The following is a 23,070-nucleotide window of genomic DNA, read 5'->3' as shown; positions in this document are numbered from 1 at the left end:
AAATTAACATACATCAATTTTTTACACTAATTTTGTGCTTAAGTTTGATAAACTAATAATTAATTCAGTCATGAAATTAAATTTTGTAGTTTATGGTAAGAACAATGATATAATTGAAACTCTTGTAAGAATTATCAATAAAAACCAAAATTGGCATGCTTTATGCATTGATAATCAAAGTGATTTGAAAAATCATATTTTATCTCATTCTACTAACATTTTACTTTTTAGTAGTAATATTGGTAAAACGGAAACTGAAGAAATTGAAATGTGGACAACAAAAAATTTCCCTTCAGTAAAGCAAATTCATCACTACGGTGGTGGTGGCGGATTATTAAATTCAGAAATACAAAGCGCCCTTTTAGGCCTTACGTTAATAGAAAAACCTGCATTAAATTGCATTTTGTAAATATCAGGTTTTAGTTTAGTTAGTTAGATTATATCCATTTATTTTTAAATGGATGTTTTTTTTTTGAATAAAAAAATGCTTTCGAACGGAAAGCATTATATAATTAAATTGAAATTTTATTTTATAAATTCTTAATTATCCAGTATTCTCTGGATAAACCTACATCATTTCTATTTACTTCAATTTCATCACAAAAATCTAAAAACAATTCATCCATCAATTTATCAATTTTTGGAGTTGATCCTATAATTTTTGTCAAAACATCATTTACTTCTTTTTCACTATGCTTGTTTTTATCATAGTTATTCAACGATTGTTCTGTATAGCCAATAAAAGAACTAGGTACAAAAATGTTTACATCTTCAGTAATTATTGCTAAAAATGTATCAGCTGCTTTTACCATTTCAATTGCAGTTGTAATTTCTTTTTCAGACCCCATTTCAAGCCCTTCTAAAAAAACATCTACATTATCTAGAACTTCATCTAGCGTCGATACGATTTCCATCTCTCAATTTTATTTTTGCAAAGGTAAAAAATCCTATAAATCCTCTTTCATTAAATTTTCAACTTCTAAATATTCCTCAAAATTTTTCACAAAATCATGTTCAAAATCAATGGCGTCTAATAAAATTTTGACCTTGTTATCTTCTATTCTAAGGTAATTTAGTATCGTATGTACATTGTAATCATTAAAAGAATTAAAATTTGGGTATTGCGTCACTTGCTTCAGTATTAATCCATAAACAAAACAAGTAATCATGTCGTAATTTATTCCTAATTCGTTATATTGTTTAAAGTAATTAATTAGATTCGTCTTTAATTGTAGATTATAATTGATACTCTTCAATTTAAAATTCTTAAGTACCAAACGATTCGAAGTTTTTAAAACGATTTCTTCTGTGATGTTTAAGTTTCGATTCAATAATTGAATTAAATGTTTTTCGTCTGAAAATTGATAAAAATTATTTAAATAAAACTTAGCTTCCTCAAAATTAAAAAGTTCTAAATTAACTAAAGCTAATAAAAAAGTAACGCGAATATTTGATGGATAAGCTGCATCAACTTCCTTTAAATAGCGCAAAGCTTCTTCAAATTTTAATTTATAGATGTAGTATTCTGCCAAATAAATATTACACGCATACAAATAAAAATCGTTGTCTTTTACTTGATGCAAGTATAAAATTGATTCTTCGTTATAATTCAAATTACGTTTAACAATAGCTTTCAAGAAAATAGCTTTTGTATAATTTGGATCTTCATGAATAACTTGATCTAAAATCTTTTCGGCATCGATTAAATTCTGAACTGGGTGATTTTTAAAAGAAAACGATTTCCATATCGGAAATAAATCCATTTTTCCCTGATTATCCAACATCAAAAAAAATGCATCATTAAATTTCTGATTCGAATCTGTCCAGACCATAATAGATTTGATTTTAATTGTTAAATTATTTCGGTTAAATTATATAAATTTTTGCATTTCAATCTTGTCATAAAACTGAAAATTCAGAATATTTATCAATAAATTATAAACATCCCTCACTTATTTAATTTCCAATAAAAAAGAGACTCAATAATTGAATCTCTTTTTCGAAAATTTATGAAATATAACTTTTATTCCTTCTAATTTTTCCACTTTCTGTTCTTTCAAATTCAGGTACAAAAATGATTTCTTTTGGAATTTGATATTTTGATAGATTAGCTTTCGATAAATCAATTGTTTTATGTGCGCCTTCAATGACCAAAACTAATTTCTCTCCTAATAAATCGTCCTTTTTTGATGTAATAAAATAAGCTGAATCAATATACGGTTTAATTAAATCTTCTATTTGTTCGGGAAATAACTTAATTCCACCCGAATTAATCACATTATCAGCTCGACCAATCCAATTAAAATTCTGATTATCTATCAAATCAACAATATCATTTGTCGTAACAACCAAATCATCGTAAGGCGTTTTAATTATTAAACAACCTCGTTCGTCCTGTGCAATTTCAACCTCATCAAATACTTTAAAATACGGATTTACATTTGGAAATTTTTGATTAGGAATTTGCTTTAAAGCGATATGCGTTATTGTTTCTGTCATCGCGTACGTTTCGTACACTTCATTCGTAAAAGGATATAAATCTTGTTTAACTTTATCAGAAAGTGGTGCTCCTCCGATGATTAATTTATCGCAATGTGAAACAAAATCGATTGATTTTTCCACTTGCATTGGCGTTAACGCAACAAAGTTTATGGATTTAAAATCTGATCCGAATTTGTTTGTAAAATCTGTCCATATAAAACTAGATGTTGGATTGTGACAAATTAATTTCATTCCATTTTCAATGGCACGAATCAACATTAATTTCCCAGCAATATAGGTAACTGGCATAGCCAATAAAGCTGTATCGCCTTCGTTTAAACGCAAAAATTTACAAGTCATACGAGCACTTTTTCTCATATTAACTTTTGATAAACGAATCTGTTTAGGCGTTCCTGTAGAACCAGAAGTTTGTGCAATGATAAAATCAGTATCATCAAACCAATTGATTAAAAAATCTTTTATCGATTGTTCAAAATCATTTGTAATTTTAAGTTGATTTACATCGAAATTAGGTTGCGAAAAATCTAAAACTAACATTTTACTTTTTATAAGTTACCCCTGCTTTAATCTCTACATTTAATGAATTGTTTCCTGGAGGAATTGGACAATTGTATCGTTTACTATAAGCACAATAAGGATTATAAGCCTGATTAAAATCTATCGTTACTTTACCATCATCTGATAAAATATCTTGAATTTTTAAATCAATATAACGACCTCCGCCATAGGTAGTTTCGCCATTAGTTTCGTCTGTAAAAGGCAAAAATAGATGATCTGGATATTCTTCCTGAATAGGATTTGATTGATATATAGTTAATGATTGTTCCTTCCCATCTATGTAAAAGTTAACCATTGCATATTCTTTATAATGCTTAATTTTCCCAGCAGACGTTGGAAATGGAATAACATTGCCATCATTTATCGGGATAAAATCTGCTTTTACTTTGTATTTTGTATCAACTGGAAAAAAAGTAATTCCTTTAAAATTTAATTTTTCTTCAGCATTTAAAGGGGTTGTGTTAGAATCATTATAAAATTCTATCAATTCTTGTTGATACTTTTCTATATCCGATAGTTCTGACATTTTTTTAGTAGCACAACTTGTAATAAGCATTATTATTACAACGATTAAACTTAAATTTTTCATTATTTATTTCGATATAAAAATTGTCCTTTCACCTCTAAGCGAGTCGGAAAATTATTGATAAACAAACTTCCAGTTCCTAAACCTTGAGGCATTTCTGGATACAAAATTGCTGTCCATTGCGCTATTGCATTTAACCCCACATTACTTTCTAAGGCTGAAGTGATCCAGAAATCGATTTCATTGTAATCACATGCTTCAATCCACTCTAAAGAACCGCGAATTCCACCAACTAAACTTGGTTTTAAAATAACATATTGTGGTTTTATTTTTTCGATTAATGCAATTTTATCTTCACGTTCGTAAATGCCGATTAATTCTTCATCTAAAGCAATTGGCGTTGGAGTGTTAGCACATAATTCTGTCATTAATTCGATTTGACCAGCTTTAATAGGTTGCTCGATAGAATGTATTTTTAATTCAGATAATTGTTGTAAAACTTCTTTAGCTTCTTCAAAAGTAAATCCACCGTTTGCATCAACACGTAATTCTAATTGATCTGCAGAAAATTCTTTTCTTAATTGTTTTAAAATTTCATGTTCAGATTTCCAATCTACTCCAATTTTAATTTTGATACATTTAAATCCTTCAGCTAATTTTTCCTGAATTTGTTCGCGCATAAAATCAACATCGCCCATCCAAATTAAGCCATTAATTTGCATTCCTTTCTCCCCATTTTTAAATGCTGATTCAAATAAATCTGGATTATATGGATCTTGATAATCATCTTTGTAACGATTAAAATTCAATGCTTGAAAAGCTTGTTCTATACCAAATTGAATGGAAGGCCATTCGCGTAATTGATTCCAAAGTTCTTCTACACCTAAGTCTATATTATCACAAACCCATTGTAATTTTTGTTCGTAATCTTCACGGTCATCACTACTCAAACCTTTAAATAAACCGCATTCACCGATGTATTCTCTTCCATCATCTTCTATCTTCAGTAAATAAGTTAATTTCTCAGTTAAAACGCCTCTCGAAGTTCCTCCTGGACGTTTAAATTTTAAAACGTAAGGTTCAAATCTTGCTTTCATACCTCAAATTTACATTAACAAACTCATATTATGATTGATTTATAATAGGAAATTTAATTCACTCAAAAATTTAAAAATGAAATGAATCTTATATAATCTCTTGCTCTAGTTTTAGTTTCACTTCATTCTCCCATTCCTCTTTTAGCATACTAAAAACAATAGTATCTCTTTTAAAACCATCAGGCAAAGAGGTATGTTTACGAAGAATCCCTTCTTGCTGAAAGCCAATCTTTTTCATTGCAGCAATACTTCTCTCGTTACGCAAATCGGCATTTAATTCTACACGTTCCATTCCTAAATTCTCAAAAGCGTATTTTAAGATTAAATATTTACAATGTTTGTTAATACCAGAACCTTGTAAAGCTGCTGCATACCACGTAAAACCAAGTTTTATTGCTTTATTTTTAGAATCTAAACTATATAACCTAGACATACCTACGTATTGATTATTTTCTAAATTTTTGATAACGAAAACGCAATGTGAAGTTTGTTCAGACCATAAAAGTGCATTATTAAAATATTCTTTGAAATCTTTTTCATTCTGAATCTTAATCGTAGAAAATTTCCATAATTCAGTATCGAAGGCAAATTCCTTTAAATTTTCGTAATGAAATTTATTTATAAACTCTAACTGAAACCTTTTGGTAGATAATATTTCCATGGATAATTTATTTCTAAAATCAATTATAAAAACAATAAATTTTTGAATTTTCAAAGTAACAAAAATTAAATATTTATTAAATTATAATATTATTTAAAACATAACGTTTTTACTTTTATACATATTGAAAATTCAGTAAACCCAGAAAATGAAAAAAATAGGTATTTCCTTACTTTTTTACTTTACATCTATTGTGGCTTATGGTCAACAAGAGGTTAAGGGTACGCTTATTTTTGGGGATAATACTCCTATATCTTTTGCTGAAATTTTAATTTTAGATGGTGAAAATTTAATACAAGATTCGAGTTCTAACGAAGAAGGTTATTTTTCGACAACTTTAAATGATGGAAAATACACGATTCGAATAGAACAATATGGTATTTTATTACATACACAAGAAGTTAGCGTAAATGGTGGAAATTTAGGAATAATATTAGTTCCTATTAGCGACAACATTACTTTAACTGAAACAGTTGTTACTGGTCAAAAAAAATTAATTGAAAAGAAAGTAGATCGATTAATATTTAATCCAGATCAAGCGGAAGGCGCTAAAGGCGGCAATGCATTAGATGCCCTAAAACTTGCACCACGCATAAAAATCGACGAAAATACTGATGCCGTTTCTATTGTAGGAAAAGGAGCTGTTTCAATTTTGATTAATGATCGATTGATGCAAATGGAACCTGCACAATTATCAAATTATCTAAAAACTATTCGTACTGAAGATATTGATAAAATCGAAATTATTACAAGTCCTCCTGCAAAATTTGATGCTTCTGGTAATAGTGGCGTGATCAATATTGTACTTAAAAATTCGAAACAAGATAGTTTTAACGGTAGTTTATCAACTGCTTTGAGCCATGCGAATTATACAGGCGTTAATTACAACGGAAATGTTAATTACAGAAAAGGTAAATGGACATTATCGGCGCGTGGTTTTACAGGCGATAACGAATCTGGTCAAGGAAATACAAATACCGTTTTATATACAGCCAATAGATGGGAAAGCGAAAGATACAACCATTCTAAAAACAAGTATCTTGGCGCTGGACTTGGCATTGATTATAATATATCTGAAACTTTAATCACAGGTTTTAACTTAGATTATTCAATCGGTGAAGGTCAAAATTTATCACAAGCGACAGATTATATTTATGATTTGCCTTCTAATGATTTAAACAGATATTTAACAACAGATCATTCCGGAACGCAATGGGATTGGCGTTATGTTGGTTTTAATTATCATGTAATTAAAAAATTTAACACAGAAGGTAAAAAATTAACGTTCGATTTTGATTATTCTAACAATAATTCTGATGCGGATAATTTAGCAACATCAAATGAATTTTATCCAAATCACTTACCTATTGAAAATAAATTTCAAAGTAATTTAACTGAGAATAATTATCAATCAGATCGTTTTAACTTCAGTTTAGATATGGAGCATCCGATTAATTCATGGAAAATGAATTACGGAACTCGTATAAGAATTGGAAAAGACGAAACAAAAAATAAACGTTTTACTAAAACGGATGCTGATTTTATCGAAGAAGATGAATACAAATATCACTTCAAATACGATGAAAACATCTATGCTTTTTTCTATGATGTTGAAAAGCAAATTTCTGAAAAATGGAGTGCTAAAGCTGGATTACGTTATGAACATGCTAAAATAAAAGCATTTTCGGACAAGGAAAATATAAGTTATACCAAAACTAATAACGATTTATTTCCTACAGCGTACATTATGTATCAAGCAACAGAAAATCATTCGTTTAGTGTTAATTATTCAAGAAGAATTAATCGCCCTACCATGTGGCATCTGAATCCGCTATTGATTAAGTTAAACGATTATTATTATCAAACTGGAAATCCTGATGTTTTACCATCGTATTCTAATAACTTTGAGTTTGAACATGCGTACAAAGATATGTTTGTTTCGAGTATCTATATGAGTTTGACTAATGATATTGTAGGACAGATTTCTGAACACAATCCATCAAATCAAGTCATGATTGCTAAACCATTTAATTTTGCAAAATCGACAAGTATTGGATTTAGTGAAACTGTAAATATTAAACCTATCAAATGGTGGAAAATTAATTTAACAGCAGATATTTATTACATCAAAACAGTCGGGAAAATTCCGAGTATGAAGTATACTTTAGATGGAATTAATGGTGATTTTTCTTTTACGAATAATTTTGAATTGAATAAAGCTAAAACACTTTTTGCAAATTACAATTACTCTTATAGCTCAAAAGGAACTGATTCTGATTTAGACACGTATAACGATTATTTACAGCATAACGCAGGAATTCGAGCAATGTTATTTAATAAAAAATTACAATTATCGTTTAATGTAAATAACATTTTCGAGAATCATCGACCAACTTATACATCTAGAACGAATGATGTATATTCGTCATGGACAAATGAATCTGTACGAACTTTTCGATTTAGTATTGCGTACAATTTTGGTAAACAATTTAATATAGAAAAATCAAAATCTAACCAAGAACAAAGTGCTGCTGGCGGAAATTGATGAAATAAAAACATAAAAAAACCTGAATCAAATGATTCAGGTTTTTTTTATTTAAATAGTATAATTTCGATGTCCGAAAATTGAACTTCCGATTCGTACCATGGTACTTCCTTCTTCTATTGCAATTTGATAATCTCCGCTCATTCCCATCGAAATAATTTTCAATTCAGGATGATTTGGTTGATGATGATCAAAAAGTTGTTTTAAGGTTTTAAACTCTGATCGAATTTGATTTTCATCTTCTGTAAATGTTGCCATTCCCATTAATCCGACAACTTTTATATTTGGTAAATTCTCAATTTCGTTAGATAAAATTTCATTTAACTCTTCAGCATCCAATCCAAATTTAGTTTCTTCATCTGCTATAAAAACTTGTAATAAAACATCAATTACACGATTATTTTTTTCAGCTTGTTTATTAATTTCTTTTAATAACTTCAAACTATCAACACCGTGAATTAGATGTACAAAAGGCGCCATGTATTTTACCTTATTGGTTTGTACATGTCCAATCATGTGCCAACGAATATCTTTTGGTAAAATTTCGTATTTATCGCACATTTCTTGGATTTTATTTTCACCAAAATCACGAATTCCAGCATCGTACGCTTCTTGCAAATCCACAACTGGTTTAGTTTTGGAAACTGCAACTAAAGTAACATGTTCAGGAATTGATTGATTGATTTGGTTTAAATTTTCTTTAATGCTCATAATTAATCTTTCAAATCGAAAATAGTAAATCCACTCAAAGGTTTTGGTTCTATATATGTTGATTTAGGAGGCATTTTCAGTCCTAAATCAGCAATTAATTGCAAATCGTTTACACTAACAGGATAAAAAGCAAATCCAGCTACAAAATCTCCGCTATCAACTTGTTGTTTTATAACTTCGATACCATCTTTATCTTTCGTTCCTGCAACAAAACCAATACGTTTATCATTTCGTGTATCGTGAATATCTAAAATTGGTTTTAATAAATGTTCCTCGAAAATATAAGTGTCTAATTCTCTTAAACCTTCAACATCTAAATTTGTGTTTTTAGGATAGATACTATAAAACTCATTTTCTAAATACATCAAAATATGATGTTTTTTTGTAGGTACAAATAGTTCTTTTCCTTTCGGAATAACTTCGAAATTTTCTTCAACTTTTTGAATAAATTCTTCCTTATTTAAACCATTTAAATCTTTAATTACACGATTATAATCTTTAATAATTAATTCATCATTAGAAACCAACATCGCTAATGTATAATTAAAAGTTTCGTCACCATACACCTCATCTTCATATTCTGAAGCGATATTTTCTGTGTACATCGCTGATGATGACATACGATGATGACCATCTGCAATGTAAAGATCATTTAACTTTTCTATAGAATCTTTGAATTGTTTTAGATTTAAACGATTATCTACACGCCATAATAAATGCTCTACACCTTCTTCATCAACAATTTTTAAAGTTGGTTTACGCTTCATTTCAGTTTCTAACAATAAATCTACACGTTGCGCAGGTTTATACGTTAACAATACTGGTTCGGCATGTAAGTGAGATCCTTTTAAATAATTCGCAAAAAGTTCGACACGTCGATGTATAGTTTCTTCGTGTTTCTTAATCTTATTTTCGTTATAATCATTAATATTAACCAATCCTAATAAACCTTTAACTTGGCGGCCATTTGGCTGAATTAATTGATAAATATAAAATGACGCTTTATCTTGAACCAAAACTCGATTATCAACAAGTTTATCAAATACAGTTCTGACTTTTGTAAAACGCTCATTAACATTTTCAATCGAATTATCCCATGTTGGTTCAATAACATGTAAAAAAGATTGATTTCTTGTATTTAAATTATCTTCTAACTCCTCTTTCGAATAACGATCTACCGATTTTGTAACAAAATCCTGAGCTGTTTCTTCAGTTGGTCGAATTCCTTTAAAAGGTCTAAATTGTGGCATTGGTTAATCTTAAAATTTATACTCCGTAAAACTTCGCAATTTGCGATGCTAATTCAGTTCCGATTCTACTTTGAGCTTCTTCAGTAGAACCAGCGATATGTGGAGACAAAGATAAACTTTCATTCATTAATAATCCCATTTCTGGTTGAGGCTCTTTTTCAAAAACATCTAAACCTGCTCCTAAGACTTTACCTGATTCAATTGCTTCTGTTAATGCTAATTCGTCAATAACACCACCACGAGCAGTATTTACAATGACAACACCATCTTTCATTTTAGCTAATTCTTTAGCTCCAATGATGTAACCATCTTGCGCAGGAACGTGAAGTGTAATAAAATCTGCTTTCGTAATTACTTCATCAAAATCAGTTGAAGTTAAAGTAAATTTAACTGTTTGACCGTCAAAGAAATCTAATTCAATTTCGCGAGTTGCTGGAAATTTATCATAAACTACAACGTTCATTCCTAATCCAATTGCAACACGAATAACCTCAACTCCGATACGTCCAAAACCAATAACTCCCATAGTTTTCCCACGTAATTCGTAAGCTTTAGCATAAGCTTTCTTTAAACCATTGAAGTTTGTATCTCCTTCTAATGGCATGTTACGATTTGCGTTGTGTAAATTTCTTACGATAGAAAAAATGTGAGCAAATACAAATTCTGCAACCGACTGAGATGAAGAGGCTGGCGTATTAATTACTTGAATTCCTTTTTCACGAGCATATTCTACATCGATGTTATCCATTCCAACTCCACCACGACCAATCATTTTTAAATTCGTCGCATCAATTAAATCTTGACGAACTTTTGTTGCTGAACGAACTAATAAAACTTCAACTTGTTTATCGTTAATATAATTTGCTAATTGTTCTTGAGCTACGTGTGTAGTTATTACTTCGAAACCTTTTGCTTCTAAAGCTTCTTGTCCAGCTTTAGAGATTCCGTCATTTGCTAATATTTTCATTGTTATTATTGTAAAATGTAAGTTGTAAAAAGTATTAAGTATCACATACTACAATTGTACATCATACTTAATACTATAAAATTTTATCCGAATTTTTGTTCAAATTGCTTCATTACTTCCACTAAAACCTGAACCGATTCTAATGGTAAAGCATTATACATAGATGCACGGTAACCACCAACATCACGGTGACCAGCTAAAGAAACTACACCAGCTTCTTTTAACATTGCATCAAATTCTGCTTTAATATTTTCATTATTTAAAACGAAAGTTGCATTCATTTGCGAACGATCTTCGATATTAGCAGTTCCTGTAAATAATCCATTACGATCAATTTCAGCGTACATTGCTTCAGCTTTTGCAGTATTTACTTTTGCAATAGCTTCTACTCCACCTTGCTCTTTTAACCATTGTAAGTTTAACATTACACCGTAAATCGCAATTACTGGCCAAGTATTAAAAGAAGATTCTTTCTTAATATGAGTTTCGTAATTTAAATAATCTGGAATATTACGACCTGTTTTACCTAATAAATCTTTTTGAACGATTGCTACTGCAGAACCTGCAGGTCCCATGTTTTTCTGAGCTCCAGCGTAAATCACTCCAAATTTTGAAACATCAACATGCTTTGATAAAATATCTGATGACATATCGCAAACTAACGGAGCGTTTGTCGTTGGAAACTCTTTCATTTGAGTTCCGAAAATTGTATTATTTGATGTACAGTGGAAATAATCTACATCTGTAGGAATATCATACCCTTTTGGTACGTAATTGTAATTATCTTCTTTTGATGAGGCTACAACATTGATTTCTCCGAAACGCTTTGCTTCTTTAATTGCATTAGCAGCCCATTTACCAGAATCTAAATAAGCAGCTTTTCCACCTTCAGTTAATAAATTGTAAGCAACTGTAGGGAACTGTAACGAAGCACCTCCTTGCATAAATAAAACATCGTGCGTTGCTGGAACATTCATTAATTCTTTAACTAAAGCACGAGCATTATCTATAACTTCTACCGCATCTTTACGACGGTGAGAAATTTCTAAGATAGATGTTCCTGAGTTATTAAAATTTAAACATGCTTCTGCCATTTTATCAAAAACCACTTGTGGTAAGATACATGGACCAGCACTAAAATTATGAACTTTCATAAGAGTTGTTTGTATTTGTTTGTGTGAAAATTGTGTCTAACAAAGATATGAAATGTGAATAGGATAATCTTTCAAAAAAAAGTTGATTTTTTAACAGGTTTTTGAAAAAAAAAAGCCTTAAACAATAATATGTTTAAGGCTTCATGTATTTTATTGCAAAATATTAATATTGAACGAAATCAACATTTAATTCTTCTGCTTTTCTTTTGTAGTATCCATCTTCTAATTTTCCACGAATTTCAGCAAATGAATTTAACGTGTACTCAATGTGCTCATCTTCGTGTACAGCTGTTGGGATAATACGGAAAATAATCATTCCTTTAGGAATAACTGGGTAAACCACAACAGATACGAAAATTCCGTATTCTTCACGCATTTCTTTCGCTAAAACAGTAGCCTCGATTGGAGAACCGTTTAATACGATTGGTGTAACACAAGTATCAGAACCACCGATATCAAATCCACGTTCTTTTAAACCGTTTTGGATTTTATTTACATTGTGCCATAATTTATCTTTTAATTCAGATGAATTTCTTAATAACTCTAAACGCTTTAATCCTCCAATAACCATTGGCATAGTTAAAGATTTTGCGAAGATTTGAGAACGTAAGTTATATTTTAAAATACGGATAATATCTTTATCACCAGCAATAAAAGCCCCGAAACCAGCCATAGATTTTGCGAAAGTTGAGAAATAAATATCAATTTTATCTTGACATCCTTGCTCTTCTCCAGCTCCAGCTCCAGTTTTACCTAAAGTACCAAAACCGTGTGCATCATCTACTAATAAACGGAAGTTGTATTCGTCTTTGTAAGCAGCGATTTCTTTTAAAATTCCTTGTTTTCCAGTCATACCAAAAACACCTTCAGTAATAACTAAAACACCACCACCTTGCTTGTCTGCTAATTTGCGAGCACGGATAATAGTTTTTTCAAAACTTTCGATGTTGTTGTGTTGGTAAATAAAACGTTTACCAAAGTGTAAACGAACACCGTCTACAATACAAGCGTGACACTCTGCATCATAAACGATAACATCATTTTTAGATACTAAAGCATCAATTGTCGATACCATACCTTGGTAACCGAAATTCATTAAATATGAAGATTCTTTCTGAACGAAATCAGCTAATTCTTGTTCTAATTGAGCGTGGAAATCAGTTTGACCTGACATTGCACGAGCACCCATTGGATATGCCATACCGTATTCAGCAGCAGCGTCAGCATCAGCTTTACGTACTTCTGGGTGATTTGCTAAACCTAAGTAGTTATTGATAGACCAAGTAATAACTTTTTTTCCTTGGAATTCCATTACTGGTCCGATTTCACCTTTTAATTGTGGGAAAACGTAGTAACCTTCACCGTAATCAGCGAATTGTCCTAATGGACCTGGATTTTGTTTTAATCTTTCAAAAATATCCATTGTAGTATCTTGTATTTAAGTTAAAAAGCAGAAACTGAAAGATTCAATTTCTACTTTTCAAATATATTCAAATTATTTTATTTATTGATGTATTCAACGGTAGCACGAGATTCTAAACCGTTTAATTTGCTATTGTTAAAGCCTTGTTCATTCATCCATTCGTCGCTAAAAACTTTAGTGATGTAACGAGAACCGTGATCTGGAAATATAACAGCAACGACAGAATTTTCGTCAAACTCTCCTTCTGCAGCTAATTGTTTAAGCGCTTGTGTAGCTGCACCAGAAGTATAACCTACCATTAAACCTTCTTTAAGAGCTAATTCACGAGTCGTGTATGCTGATTCTTCATCAGAAACTTTCACGAATTTATCAACTACTGAAAAATCTAAAGCTCCTGGAACTAAATTTTTTCCCATCCCTTCTATTTGGTAAGAATAAATTTCGTTTGGATCAATTTCACCCGTTTCGTGATATTTCTTTAAAATAGAACCATAAGCATCTACGCCAATTACTCTGACATTAGGATTTTGTTCTTTTATATAACGTCCACTTCCTGTTAATGTACCTCCAGTACCAGTACACCCAATTAAGTGTGTAATTTTACCTTCTGTTTGTGCCCAAATTTCTGGACCAGTTGTTAAGAAGTGCGCTTCAGTATTTCCTAAATTAAAATACTGATTGATATAAATTGAATTTGGTGTTTCTGCAGCGATTCGCTTTGCAACCTCGTAGTATGAGCGAGGGTCATCTGCAGGAACATTCGCAGGACAAATAAAAACTTTAGCGCCTAATGCTTTTAAATAAGCAATTTTTTCAGCTTTTGTTTTATCTGATACTGCTAATATACACTTGTATCCTTTAACAATACTAACCATAGCAACAGCGAAACCTGTGTTACCAGATGTCGTTTCTACGATTGTAGCGCCAGGAGTTAATAAACCTTTTTTCTCAGCCTCTTCAATGATATGTAATGCTATCCTATCTTTGGTTGAATGTCCGGGATTATAACACTCTAACTTGGCATACACCTCGCCTGGAATGTCTTGGTTAATTCTGTTTAAACGCACAAGTGGAGTGTTTCCAACAAGTTCTAAAACGTTGTTATACTTACCAGTCATTATCTACTAATATACTTTTCTTACAAATGGCAAATTTAAGAATTTTTAATTAATTGCTAAAAAATATGCATGTATATTTAATCTTTTAGAAATTTAACCTCGATTTCTTAGCTATTTGTCAAATGAATTTTTAGTTAATTATTTATGTTAAAAATATATTCTAATATTTTTTTATCTTGTTCTGTAAACGGAACTTTACGACGCTCCATCATTTTTTCTGCTGCTTCGTATGCACGATCTAAAGCGAATACCGGAGCATCATTTGGTCCACCCCAACTAAAATGTTTAATTAAATTTGGTGGAAATCCTCCTTGAAATAAATTTGCTGAAACACCTACAACCGTACCTGTGTTAAATTGAGTATTAATTGCAGATTTTGAATAATCACCCATAATTAATCCACAAAATTGAAGACCAGTTTTGATGAATTTTCCCGCTGGATAATTCCAAACTTTAACTTCCGAATAGTTATTCTTTAGATTAGAGTTATTGGTATCTGCACCTAAATTACACCATTCACCGATTACTGCATTCCCTAAAAAACCGTCGTGACCTTTGTTTGAATAAGCCATTAATATAGCATTATTCAATTCACCACCAACTTTACAATAAGGCCCAACTGTACAACCTGAATAAATTTTAGAACCCATGTTAATTTTAGCGTGTTCGCATAAAGCCAATCCACCACGAATCATAGATCCTTCCATAATTTCAGCATCTTTACCAATATAAATTGATCCTTCAGATGCATTTAAAATTGAAAATTCAACTTTTGCTCCTTCTTCAATAAATATACGTTCTGGATTTAAAACACGATTAGTATCAGAAATCGGTTGGGAAATTCTCCCTTTTGTAACTAAATCATAATCGAATTCAATGGCATGAAAATTATGCGTAAAAATATCCCAAGGATACTTTATTTCAATTAATTCAGATTCAAAATCAATATAATCTGTTGCTTTATCCAAAGTTTCAGCCTTCGCAGCGATAACTTCGTCTTTATAAATAAGTGCCTGATGATTTGTTAAGTTATTAATTTCTTGAACAAATGCATCAGTTGGAAAATAAGCCGGATTAATATAAATATTTTCTTCTTTTAGATTTACTTGAAATTTTCCTTGTAAATAGTCTTGTGTTTGATATGAAACCGACCCATCTAAAAGTTTTTCCCAACGCTCCGCAAATGATAAAATTCCCATTCGTAAAGCACCCACTGGTTTAGTGAATGTTAAAGGAAGTAAATGATCTCTTTGCTTACCGTCAAATAATATAATATTCATTGGCTTAAAATTATGGCACAAATTTAGAAAATTCTCTCTATATATTAGTGTATAATTAGGTATCAAATCACATCAACTCTGATTTATTTCAGTTATATCCCAAATATCATTACTATTTTTTGGTAGTTGCTCTTTATTCGCCGTACTTTTATAGACATTTTTGTAAATACATTCCCAGTTGAAATCTGCACCTATATATTTTGGTCATATTGCTCCAATTTTGGATCAATATCTAAAGGAAAATTCTTTTTCATCTATCTTTTTTTTGGTAGATGAAAACACGCATGTTCATTGTTTACCTCTTTTATTAGCTGATTTGGATAATCTTTCTACTTACGAAATTTTAGAAATTGATGCTGGTGAAGAAAACAAAACTATTGATACCGTAAATAATCTTTGGTTATCATTAGCCGAATTAGGAGCGGATCGCAATACATTAGTAATTAATGTAGGTGGCGGTGTTTTAACGGATATGGGTGGATTTATGGCTTCTACATTTAAACGTGGTGTCCAATTTATCAACATTCCAACTACTTTGTTAGCGCAAGTTGATGCTTCTGTAGGTGGTAAAAATGGAATTGATTTAGAAGGCATGAAGAATATGATTGGAACTTTTACTCAACCTGAAATGGTTTTAATAGATCCTAAATTCTTAAAAACTTTAGAGCAAAGACAAATTAAATCTGGTTTAGCAGAAATGTTAAAGCATGGATTGATTCAAGATCGTGATCATTGGGATAATTTGGTTCAGTTATTAGCGCATAACGCGGATGATTTAGCTCCTTTTATCATGGATTCTATCGAAATTAAAAAACAAGTTGTTGAATCTGATCCTTTGGAAAAAGGTTTACGTAAAATTTTAAACTTTGGACATACAATTGGACATGCGATAGAAAGTGAATCTTTAGAAACTGAATTCCCTTTATTACATGGTGAAGCCATTGTAATAGGTATGATTATTGAAGCTTTCTTAGCTGAAAATAAAGGAATTTTATCTACCGAAGATCGTGAAGAAATTTGCGAAGGATTTGCGAGTTTATATGCCTTAAGTACGATTGATATGAATCTTTTTCCGAGTTTAATGGAATGGATGAGACACGACAAAAAGAACGAAAAAAATTCTATTAACTTTAGTTTAGTTAATAAAATTGGAAAATGTTCTTACAATGTTATTTGTGATGAGGCAGAAATTAAAACTGCTTTTGAAAAGTATAATAATTGGATTGGATAATTTTAGATAAATTTTAAAATGAATCAAGAACATCAATTTAATATTACCAAAACCGATGAAGAATGGAAAGAGCTTTTAACGCCTAACCAATACATCGTTTTAAGACAAGCGGGTACAGAACGTCCATTTACAGGCGAATATAATATGCATTTTGAAAATGGTATTTATGTTTGTGCTGGTTGTGGCGAAGAATTATTTGATTCTACCTCTAAATTTGATAGCCATTGTGGTTGGCCTAGTTTTGATCAAGAGATTGAATCTGGTATAATTTTGGAAGTTAGAGACGAGTCGCATGGAATGATTCGAACAGAAATTTTATGCGGAAATTGTGGCGGTCATTTAGGTCATGTTTTTGATGATGGACCTACTGAAACTGGACTTCGTTATTGTGTTAATTCACTTTCTTTAGATTTTAAAAACGAAAAATAAATAGTAACTTGGATGACAATTAACACGTCATCCATTTTTTTATGCAAACTAATAAACCATATTTAGTTCCATATTCTATTGTATTAACATTTATTTCAATTTTTTCAGTCGTTATCTTTTTTCAACATAAATTAACTGTTGAGGAAGATATTCATCCAGCCATAATTACTTATTTTTTAATCAAAGCATTTTTAATATTTGCCAATTGGGTACAACCATTCAAATATTTTAATTTTAATCCAATATTATTTAAAGCCTTAATAAATTTAGGAATTGCAATTTTATTGGCTTTTTTATACTTAAAATTATATCAAGTAGATTCCCTAATTTTTATCGATTGTGGGTTATGCTTAATCACAGTATTTTCGTTAATGAAAATGCAACAAAGAAAAAATGCAGCACAGAATTACTTTTAAACAAATTAATCAATTAGCAATACCAGCTATACTGTCAGGAATTTCTGAATCTATCATTACATTAACTGATATTGCTATGGTTGGAAATTTAAAAGAAAATTCTGTAGAAGCTTTAGCGGCTGTTGGGCTTGTTGGCTCTTTTTTATCTGGTTTATTATGGATATTAGGACAAACAAAAACTTCGATTTCCTCTATCGTTTCGCAACATTATGGTTCAGGTTCTTTATCATCAATTAAAACTTTAGTTCCGCAAGCTTTGTATCTCAATATTGCAATCGGAGTATTTCTTTTAATTTCAACGATAATATTTGCAGAAAACATTTTCAACTTCTATAATGCATCTGATCTTGTTTTACAAAATTGTATAGATTACTATTCTATTAGAGCTTTTGGTTTTCCATTAACCTTAATTTCATTAACATTATTCGGAACGTTTAGAGGCTTACAAAATACAGTTTGGGCGATGCGATGTGGAATAACTGCTGCAATAATACACGTTGGTTTAAATTTTATTTTAATTTATGGAATCGAAGGTATAATTCCTGCATTTGGAATAAAAGGTGCAGCTATTTCAAGTTTACTTGCGCAATGTATTATGGTAGTAATGGCATTTTATTATTACATCAATAAAACCAATTTTAGATTTAATCCCGGAAAGGAAATTCATCCATTCATTAAACCTTACATCTCGTTAAGTTTCAATTTTATTTTAAGAACTGCTACTTTAAATGTAGCATTTTTCGTTGCCAATGCATACGCAACAGGTTACGGAGCAAATTATATTGCCGCACAAAGTATCTTAATGAATATCTGGTTATTCTTTTCCTTTTTTATTGATGGATATTCTGGAGCTGGAAATGCTATGGCCGGAAGATTAATTGGAGAAAAGAACTATCAACAACTAATCTATTTAAGTAAAGATATCGCTAAATATTCAGTGATTATAGCTTTAATATTAGTCGCAATTTCATTTCTATTTTACAGACCAATTGGCGAAATATTCAATCAAAATGAAGACGTTTTACAAATTTTCACAAGTGTATTTTGGATCGTTTTATTGATGCAACCAATTAATACATTGGCCTATATTTTTGATGGATTTTTTAAAGGAATGGGTGATGCAAAATTATTGCGAAACAATCTCATCGTATCTACGTTTTTAGGATTTATACCTACATTATTAATATCGGATTATTACGGTCTTAAAATTCATGGAATTTGGATAGCTTTTGGAATTTGGATGTTGATGAGAAGTTTTCCTTTGATGTACATTTTTAATCAACGAATGAAATCTAAAATTTCAATTCAATAAAAAAGCTACTTTTTCAAGTAGCTGTATTTTATAAATCAAACTGTAATCCTTTTTCAATCGAGTTATTTTTAGCTTTCAATATTTCTTTTCTTGTTTCTAAAGCTTCAGCATCTTTTATAAGATTATCTCCTGTTTTCATATTAATTTTTACAGGATTGTTTTTAAAAGATTTTATTGCAGTTTCAAATTCAATTCGCTTAGAATTAACTTCATTGTATTTATCATAAATTGGGTAAGTTGTTGTGTCTTTTACAACCGAAATAGCTTCGAAGTGAAAGTGGTTCTTTTCATCATTCAATTCTAAAATCAGACCTGGCAAACCATGAAATTTATATGGGCCGTAAGAAACTGGGATTTTATCTGCATACCATGCAGTCCAATTTCTTCCAAATAACGTTGTAGTCGCTTTTTTTACATCTATATCATTAATCATTTTAGATTCATCAACTAATTGCCATTTAATTTCTGGAACATCATCTCTAAAATTATATGAAAGACTATTAACTTGTGTTTTTATAAAATAATTTACAGAATCTTTCTGAAAGTAAATTCTAAGTTTATTGATTTCATTGTTTTTCATTAATAAATCACTTGCTGATAATTTACCTTGATTTAAAAGAGTTGTAACATCAAATTGAATTGTATCACTAGAAAAAATATTATTCGGCATAAATGCAAAACCATTATCATCAGTTTTTAAAATCATTTCTTCTGTTAATTTGTTAGCTGGATTTAATGAATCTTGCGCAAATGTAAAATTGTATTGAACTAAATAATCTGTTTCTTTTTTACAACTATATAATAATGTAAAACTTAAACAAGTTAATAAGAAGTGTTTCATAATAGTGTATTTCATTCTAAGATATAAAAAAAGCTACCATTTGGTAGCTATATATATTTAAATAATAAAATATAATTATGGTGTAGAAATAGAAGCTTGTTGTGTTTTTCCATTGAAATATTTCCAACCATTCAAACCAAAATCGACTAAATACGTTGCCATTTCATCAGGTTGTGTTGGTGCAATATATCCAGGAAATGCTTCTTCTAACATTTCTGTTTGCACAGCTCCTAAAGCTACAGCGTTAATGCGAGGTCCATTTTCTTTTAATTCTTCAGCTAACAACTCAGTTAAATTAACAGTTGCTGATTTGGAAGATGAATAAACAGATAATCCGGAAAATTTAACCGATCCTTGTACAGCACCCATCGTTGATACATTTACCACATGCGATGTTTGATCGAATTTTGGTAATAAAACCTGAATTAATCGATATGGAGCCATAAAATTAACCTGCCAAGAACGTAATAAATCTTCTTCCTGCATTTCTGCAAACGGCTTGTTAATACATAATCCTGCATTGTTATATAAAATATCAACTTTTTCCCAAGTTGATACAGCATCTAAAACTTTAGAAATTTCTTCAAAATTAGATAAATCTAATCCTAAAAATTCATACTGACCTTCTTGTGCAAAATCCTTTAATTCTGCTAATTTATTTTCATTACGAGAAATTGTTAAAACACGATTTCCTAAAGCCAAATGTTTCTTTGCCAATTCGTAACCAATTCCTCTACTTGCTCCTGTTATTATTATATTTTTCATGTTCTAAATAGTTCAATAATGATGAAATCGAATTAAATTTTTGCTCATCAAAGATGATACAATTTTCTGTGACCTCCATAAATTTTGACGCATTTTCATCGATCTGAAATCCTTTTCTAATTAAAGCTCTTTTCAACCAATAACTAAATTCTGAGTTTCCCTTAACGTGGATTCTCTTTTCCGAATTTCTAATGTTTTGATAAGAATCTGAAATTAAATTATATTTTAAATAATTTCCTGAAAGTTTTTCAATAATGCTATGTTCATAAGCTATTTCTTCTGGTATTCCGTCAAATAAATACTGATTTTCTATCCACCAAATTTTATCAGCATAATTCAAGGCTAATTGCGCATCGTGTGTAATCATCACAAAAGATTTATTAGTTTTAGTTTTTAAATTATTTATTAATTCATAAATCTTAAACTGATTTTCTAAATCTAAATTTGCTGTAGGTTCATCTAAAATTATCAAAGATGTATCTTGACAAAGCGCTCGTGCGATCATAACCAACTGCAATTGCCCTTCACTAATTTCTGTCAGAAATTTATCTTTCAAATTTAAAATACCTACTAAATTCAGCATTTCATTAATGAAACTTATTTCATTTTCTGAATATTTTTTTAAAACTTGATGATGCGTAATTCTAGCAGATGCTACCGTCTCAAAAATTGAAATATTTGGAATTACATTTAGCTTTGGAAATACAACGGCTACTTCTTTGGCTATTTCAGATGCATTTAATTCTGATTGTAATTGATCTTTAAAATAAATCGATCCATTTATAGGAGAAATAAATCCTAAAATTGTTTCAATTAATGTGGATTTACCAACTCCATTTTTACCAAGTATTACAATTAATTCATTCTTAGAAACAGATGTTGAAATATTTTTAATAAGTGAAGTTTTGCGATAACCAATCGTCAAAGCATCTAATTTAATAATTGACTCCATTACCTAACCTCGTATTTATGATTTAACAAAATACTAATTACGATTGGCGCACCAAATAACGAGGTGATTATGTTGATTGGTAAGGTTCCAAAAGGAAACATATCTGTAATGATTGAAAATAATAACATCACAAAAACACCAGATAATACTATCCAACGGAATAACATTCTCATATCACCTGTTTTCAAAATTGATCTGCAAATATGTGGTACTGCTAAACCTATAAATGCAATTGGACCAGTAAAAGCAGTTGCAGATGCAGTTAAGATTGCTGATGAAAATAAAATTAATAAACGTATTTTTTTGATATTAATCCCAACTGATTGCGCGTATTTTTCGCCTAATAATAAGGCTGAAATCCCTCTTAATGTGAATAATGATAAGATCAATCCAATCCCTACAAACAATGCAAACACTAAAATTTGATCCCAAGACAATCCACTTAATGATCCAAATCCCCACATTAAGAAAGTTTTAATTTTCTCGGAAGTTGAAAAGTATTGCAACAAGCCAATAATTGCAACCGTAATTCCAGATAGCATAAATCCTAAGATAACTAATGAAGCTGATGATGTTACTTTATTTGCCAATAATAAAATCAAAAATAAAGCGAATAAAGAGCCAATAAATGAGGCGAAAATTAATATCCAAGGATTATTTAACCAAACGTCTAGTCCTATTAATGCGAATAAAAAAACAACTATTGCAACTCCTAAACTAGACATGGATGTAATCCCTAAAACGGAAGGTTCAGCTAAAGGATTTTTAAACAATTCTTGCAATAAAAATCCAGCTACTGGCAAGGATAAACCAACTAATACAGTTGTAATACTTTTAGGTAATCTATAATTTAAAACTAAATTTCGTGTTACTTCATCTGTCGAATCAAATATATCCGCAAACGGAATTGCTACTTTTCCTATGGTTAAACTAAAGAAAAATAAAAAAATCGTCAAACAAAATATAAGGTAAAAAAGTCGCTTTTCTTTCATCAGAGCAAATATAATTAAACTATCAAGTATAGTCTATTTATACAATTATACTTTGTCGATAATTTTTAATAATGAAATTAATATTAACTACGACTCATCATTTTAATTATATAATTTACGTAAGATATAAACACAAAAAATCCCCAACCAATTAAATGATTGAGGATTATTTTTAAAAACTGGCGGCGACCTACTCTCCCGCAATAGCAGTACCATCGGCGCTGAAAGGCTTAACTTCTCTGTTCGGAATGGGAAGAGGTGAGCCCTTTCGCTATAACCACCCTAATTTCTTAGATATTTTTAATTAGGTTTAATTCCTAATATATTATTAACATTATTA

General features: G+C 30.2%; 23 protein-coding genes and 1 rRNA gene. 6 read left to right on the top strand and 18 right to left on the bottom strand.

Going from position 1 to position 23,070, the window contains the following annotated elements; translation table 11 throughout:
• Nucleotides 1-70 precede the first annotated feature (70 nt).
• On the top strand, nt 71-409 hold the full coding sequence (locus J9309_RS08490; protein WP_230475458.1) for a hypothetical protein: 339 nt from the start codon (nt 71-73) through the stop codon (nt 407-409).
• A 121-nt stretch (nt 410-530) separates the two neighbouring features.
• Here the strand turns inward: J9309_RS08490 and J9309_RS08485 are convergent, their stop codons facing one another.
• The 6 genes from J9309_RS08485 to J9309_RS08460 all read right to left on the bottom strand — a co-directional run bounded on the left by J9309_RS08485 (nt 531) and on the right by J9309_RS08460 (nt 5,344).
• Nucleotides 531-914: a hypothetical protein gene (locus tag J9309_RS08485; protein ID WP_230475457.1), complete on the bottom strand. Its 384-nt coding sequence runs from the start codon at nt 912-914 to the stop codon at nt 531-533.
• A gap of 33 nt (nt 915-947) precedes the next feature.
• A complete protein-coding gene (locus J9309_RS08480; protein ID WP_230475456.1) occupies nt 948-1,832 on the bottom strand; it encodes a hypothetical protein in 885 nt (294 codons plus the stop codon).
• Nucleotides 1,833-2,007: 175 nt separating this feature from the next.
• Nucleotides 2,008-3,039, bottom strand: coding sequence for an AMP-binding protein (locus tag J9309_RS08475; protein WP_230475455.1), 1,032 nt, complete (start codon nt 3,037-3,039; stop codon nt 2,008-2,010).
• A 1-nt stretch (nt 3,040) separates the two neighbouring features.
• On the bottom strand, nt 3,041-3,586 hold the full coding sequence (locus tag J9309_RS08470) for a DUF1684 domain-containing protein (protein ID WP_230475454.1): 546 nt from the start codon (nt 3,584-3,586) through the stop codon (nt 3,041-3,043).
• A 62-nt stretch (nt 3,587-3,648) separates the two neighbouring features.
• On the bottom strand, nt 3,649-4,683 hold the full coding sequence (locus J9309_RS08465) for an o-succinylbenzoate synthase (protein WP_230475453.1): 1,035 nt from the start codon (nt 4,681-4,683) through the stop codon (nt 3,649-3,651).
• An 88-nt stretch (nt 4,684-4,771) separates the two neighbouring features.
• A complete protein-coding gene (locus J9309_RS08460; protein WP_230475452.1) occupies nt 4,772-5,344 on the bottom strand; it encodes a GNAT family N-acetyltransferase in 573 nt (190 codons plus the stop codon).
• Nucleotides 5,345-5,492: 148 nt separating this feature from the next.
• Here J9309_RS08460 and J9309_RS08455 point away from each other — a divergent pair, with 148 nt between their 5' ends.
• Nucleotides 5,493-7,889 (top strand): outer membrane beta-barrel family protein, encoded by a 2,397-nt coding sequence (locus J9309_RS08455; RefSeq protein WP_230475451.1) that lies wholly within the window; start codon nt 5,493-5,495, stop codon nt 7,887-7,889.
• Between the two features lie 51 nt (nt 7,890-7,940).
• Here J9309_RS08455 and J9309_RS08450 read toward each other — a convergent pair whose 3' ends face one another.
• From J9309_RS08450 to J9309_RS08420, 7 genes are all read right to left on the bottom strand, one after another.
• Nucleotides 7,941-8,600, bottom strand: coding sequence for a YggS family pyridoxal phosphate-dependent enzyme (locus J9309_RS08450; RefSeq protein ID WP_230475450.1), 660 nt, complete (start codon nt 8,598-8,600; stop codon nt 7,941-7,943).
• A gap of 2 nt (nt 8,601-8,602) precedes the next feature.
• Nucleotides 8,603-9,850: a DUF1015 domain-containing protein gene (locus J9309_RS08445; RefSeq protein ID WP_230475449.1), complete on the bottom strand. Its 1,248-nt coding sequence runs from the start codon at nt 9,848-9,850 to the stop codon at nt 8,603-8,605.
• A 16-nt stretch (nt 9,851-9,866) separates the two neighbouring features.
• Nucleotides 9,867-10,817 carry a D-2-hydroxyacid dehydrogenase gene (locus J9309_RS08440; RefSeq protein ID WP_230475448.1) on the bottom strand — a complete coding sequence of 317 codons (951 nt, stop codon included), beginning with the start codon at nt 10,815-10,817 and terminating at the stop codon, nt 9,867-9,869.
• A gap of 83 nt (nt 10,818-10,900) precedes the next feature.
• On the bottom strand, nt 10,901-11,971 hold the full coding sequence (gene serC / locus J9309_RS08435; RefSeq protein WP_230475447.1) for a 3-phosphoserine/phosphohydroxythreonine transaminase: 1,071 nt from the start codon (nt 11,969-11,971) through the stop codon (nt 10,901-10,903).
• A 163-nt stretch (nt 11,972-12,134) separates the two neighbouring features.
• Complete coding sequence (locus tag J9309_RS08430; protein WP_230475446.1) at nt 12,135-13,394, bottom strand: aminotransferase class I/II-fold pyridoxal phosphate-dependent enzyme; 1,260 nt, start codon at nt 13,392-13,394, stop codon at nt 12,135-12,137.
• 77 nt (nt 13,395-13,471) lie between these two features.
• On the bottom strand, nt 13,472-14,512 hold the full coding sequence (locus J9309_RS08425; protein ID WP_230475445.1) for a PLP-dependent cysteine synthase family protein: 1,041 nt from the start codon (nt 14,510-14,512) through the stop codon (nt 13,472-13,474).
• Nucleotides 14,513-14,646: 134 nt separating this feature from the next.
• The gene (locus tag J9309_RS08420; protein ID WP_230475444.1) at nt 14,647-15,792 is read right to left on the bottom strand and encodes a GlmU family protein; all 1,146 of its coding nucleotides are present in this window, start codon (nt 15,790-15,792) and stop codon (nt 14,647-14,649) included.
• A gap of 178 nt (nt 15,793-15,970) precedes the next feature.
• On the opposite strand from J9309_RS08420, the gene aroB reads away from it, so the two are divergent.
• Genes aroB through J9309_RS08400 form a run of 4 tightly spaced genes read left to right on the top strand, consistent with a single transcriptional unit; the run spans nt 15,971 to nt 19,180 of the window.
• Nucleotides 15,971-17,023: a 3-dehydroquinate synthase gene (aroB, locus tag J9309_RS08415; RefSeq protein WP_230475443.1), complete on the top strand. Its 1,053-nt coding sequence runs from the start codon at nt 15,971-15,973 to the stop codon at nt 17,021-17,023.
• Between the two features lie 18 nt (nt 17,024-17,041).
• Nucleotides 17,042-17,452 carry a peptide-methionine (R)-S-oxide reductase MsrB gene (gene msrB, locus J9309_RS08410; protein WP_230475442.1) on the top strand — a complete coding sequence of 137 codons (411 nt, stop codon included), beginning with the start codon at nt 17,042-17,044 and terminating at the stop codon, nt 17,450-17,452.
• Between the two features lie 41 nt (nt 17,453-17,493).
• Complete coding sequence (locus J9309_RS08405; protein WP_230475441.1) at nt 17,494-17,868, top strand: hypothetical protein; 375 nt, start codon at nt 17,494-17,496, stop codon at nt 17,866-17,868.
• Complete coding sequence (locus J9309_RS08400) at nt 17,846-19,180, top strand: MATE family efflux transporter (protein ID WP_230475440.1); 1,335 nt, start codon at nt 17,846-17,848, stop codon at nt 19,178-19,180. The genes J9309_RS08405 and J9309_RS08400 overlap by 23 nt, the downstream gene beginning before the upstream one ends.
• A gap of 28 nt (nt 19,181-19,208) precedes the next feature.
• Here J9309_RS08400 and J9309_RS08395 read toward each other — a convergent pair whose 3' ends face one another.
• The 5 genes from J9309_RS08395 to rrf form a co-directional block, all read right to left on the bottom strand.
• Complete coding sequence (locus tag J9309_RS08395) at nt 19,209-20,021, bottom strand: GLPGLI family protein (RefSeq protein ID WP_230475439.1); 813 nt, start codon at nt 20,019-20,021, stop codon at nt 19,209-19,211.
• Between the two features lie 75 nt (nt 20,022-20,096).
• Complete coding sequence (locus J9309_RS08390; RefSeq protein ID WP_230475438.1) at nt 20,097-20,786, bottom strand: SDR family NAD(P)-dependent oxidoreductase; 690 nt, start codon at nt 20,784-20,786, stop codon at nt 20,097-20,099.
• Complete coding sequence (locus tag J9309_RS08385) at nt 20,755-21,738, bottom strand: ABC transporter ATP-binding protein (RefSeq protein ID WP_230475437.1); 984 nt, start codon at nt 21,736-21,738, stop codon at nt 20,755-20,757. Before J9309_RS08385 ends, J9309_RS08390 begins: the two co-directional genes overlap by 32 nt.
• Nucleotides 21,738-22,694: a FecCD family ABC transporter permease gene (locus J9309_RS08380; RefSeq protein ID WP_230475436.1), complete on the bottom strand. Its 957-nt coding sequence runs from the start codon at nt 22,692-22,694 to the stop codon at nt 21,738-21,740. Before J9309_RS08380 ends, J9309_RS08385 begins: the two co-directional genes overlap by 1 nt.
• Nucleotides 22,695-22,907: 213 nt before the next feature.
• A 5S ribosomal RNA gene (gene rrf / locus J9309_RS08375) occupies nt 22,908-23,015 on the bottom strand.
• Nucleotides 23,016-23,070 lie beyond the last annotated feature (55 nt).

The sequence above is a fragment of the Faecalibacter bovis genome (genome assembly GCF_017948305.1).
Classification (GTDB): Bacteria; Bacteroidota; Bacteroidia; order Flavobacteriales; family Weeksellaceae; genus Empedobacter; species Empedobacter bovis.
Note: the sequence above shows the minus strand (reverse complement) of the source record. Positions and strands in the feature narration are given on the sequence as shown.

Coding starts and splice junctions, on each gene's coding strand:
- J9309_RS08465 (WP_230475453.1), bottom strand. CDS start 4,683: ATGAAAGCAAGATTTGAACCTTACGTTTTAAAATTTAAACGTCCAGGA.
- J9309_RS08450 (WP_230475450.1), bottom strand. CDS start 8,600: ATGAGCATTAAAGAAAATTTAAACCAAATCAATCAATCAATTCCTGAA.
- J9309_RS08470 (WP_230475454.1), bottom strand. CDS start 3,586: ATGTCAGAACTATCGGATATAGAAAAGTATCAACAAGAATTGATAGAA.
- J9309_RS08390 (WP_230475438.1), bottom strand. CDS start 20,786: ATGAAAAATATAATAATAACAGGAGCAAGTAGAGGAATTGGTTACGAA.
- J9309_RS08430 (WP_230475446.1), bottom strand. CDS start 13,394: ATGGATATTTTTGAAAGATTAAAACAAAATCCAGGTCCATTAGGACAA.
- msrB (WP_230475442.1), top strand. CDS start 17,042: ATGAATCAAGAACATCAATTTAATATTACCAAAACCGATGAAGAATGG.
- J9309_RS08395 (WP_230475439.1), bottom strand. CDS start 20,021: ATGAAACACTTCTTATTAACTTGTTTAAGTTTTACATTATTATATAGT.
- J9309_RS08440 (WP_230475448.1), bottom strand. CDS start 10,817: ATGAAAATATTAGCAAATGACGGAATCTCTAAAGCTGGACAAGAAGCT.
- J9309_RS08490 (WP_230475458.1), top strand. CDS start 71: ATGAAATTAAATTTTGTAGTTTATGGTAAGAACAATGATATAATTGAA.
- J9309_RS08420 (WP_230475444.1), bottom strand. CDS start 15,792: ATGAATATTATATTATTTGACGGTAAGCAAAGAGATCATTTACTTCCT.
- J9309_RS08405 (WP_230475441.1), top strand. CDS start 17,494: ATGCAAACTAATAAACCATATTTAGTTCCATATTCTATTGTATTAACA.
- J9309_RS08455 (WP_230475451.1), top strand. CDS start 5,493: ATGAAAAAAATAGGTATTTCCTTACTTTTTTACTTTACATCTATTGTG.
- J9309_RS08485 (WP_230475457.1), bottom strand. CDS start 914: ATGGAAATCGTATCGACGCTAGATGAAGTTCTAGATAATGTAGATGTT.
- J9309_RS08385 (WP_230475437.1), bottom strand. CDS start 21,738: ATGGAGTCAATTATTAAATTAGATGCTTTGACGATTGGTTATCGCAAA.
- J9309_RS08445 (WP_230475449.1), bottom strand. CDS start 9,850: ATGCCACAATTTAGACCTTTTAAAGGAATTCGACCAACTGAAGAAACA.
- J9309_RS08480 (WP_230475456.1), bottom strand. CDS start 1,832: ATGGTCTGGACAGATTCGAATCAGAAATTTAATGATGCATTTTTTTTG.
- serC (WP_230475447.1), bottom strand. CDS start 11,971: ATGAAAGTTCATAATTTTAGTGCTGGTCCATGTATCTTACCACAAGTG.
- J9309_RS08475 (WP_230475455.1), bottom strand. CDS start 3,039: ATGTTAGTTTTAGATTTTTCGCAACCTAATTTCGATGTAAATCAACTT.
- J9309_RS08425 (WP_230475445.1), bottom strand. CDS start 14,512: ATGACTGGTAAGTATAACAACGTTTTAGAACTTGTTGGAAACACTCCA.
- J9309_RS08460 (WP_230475452.1), bottom strand. CDS start 5,344: ATGGAAATATTATCTACCAAAAGGTTTCAGTTAGAGTTTATAAATAAA.
- J9309_RS08400 (WP_230475440.1), top strand. CDS start 17,846: ATGCAGCACAGAATTACTTTTAAACAAATTAATCAATTAGCAATACCA.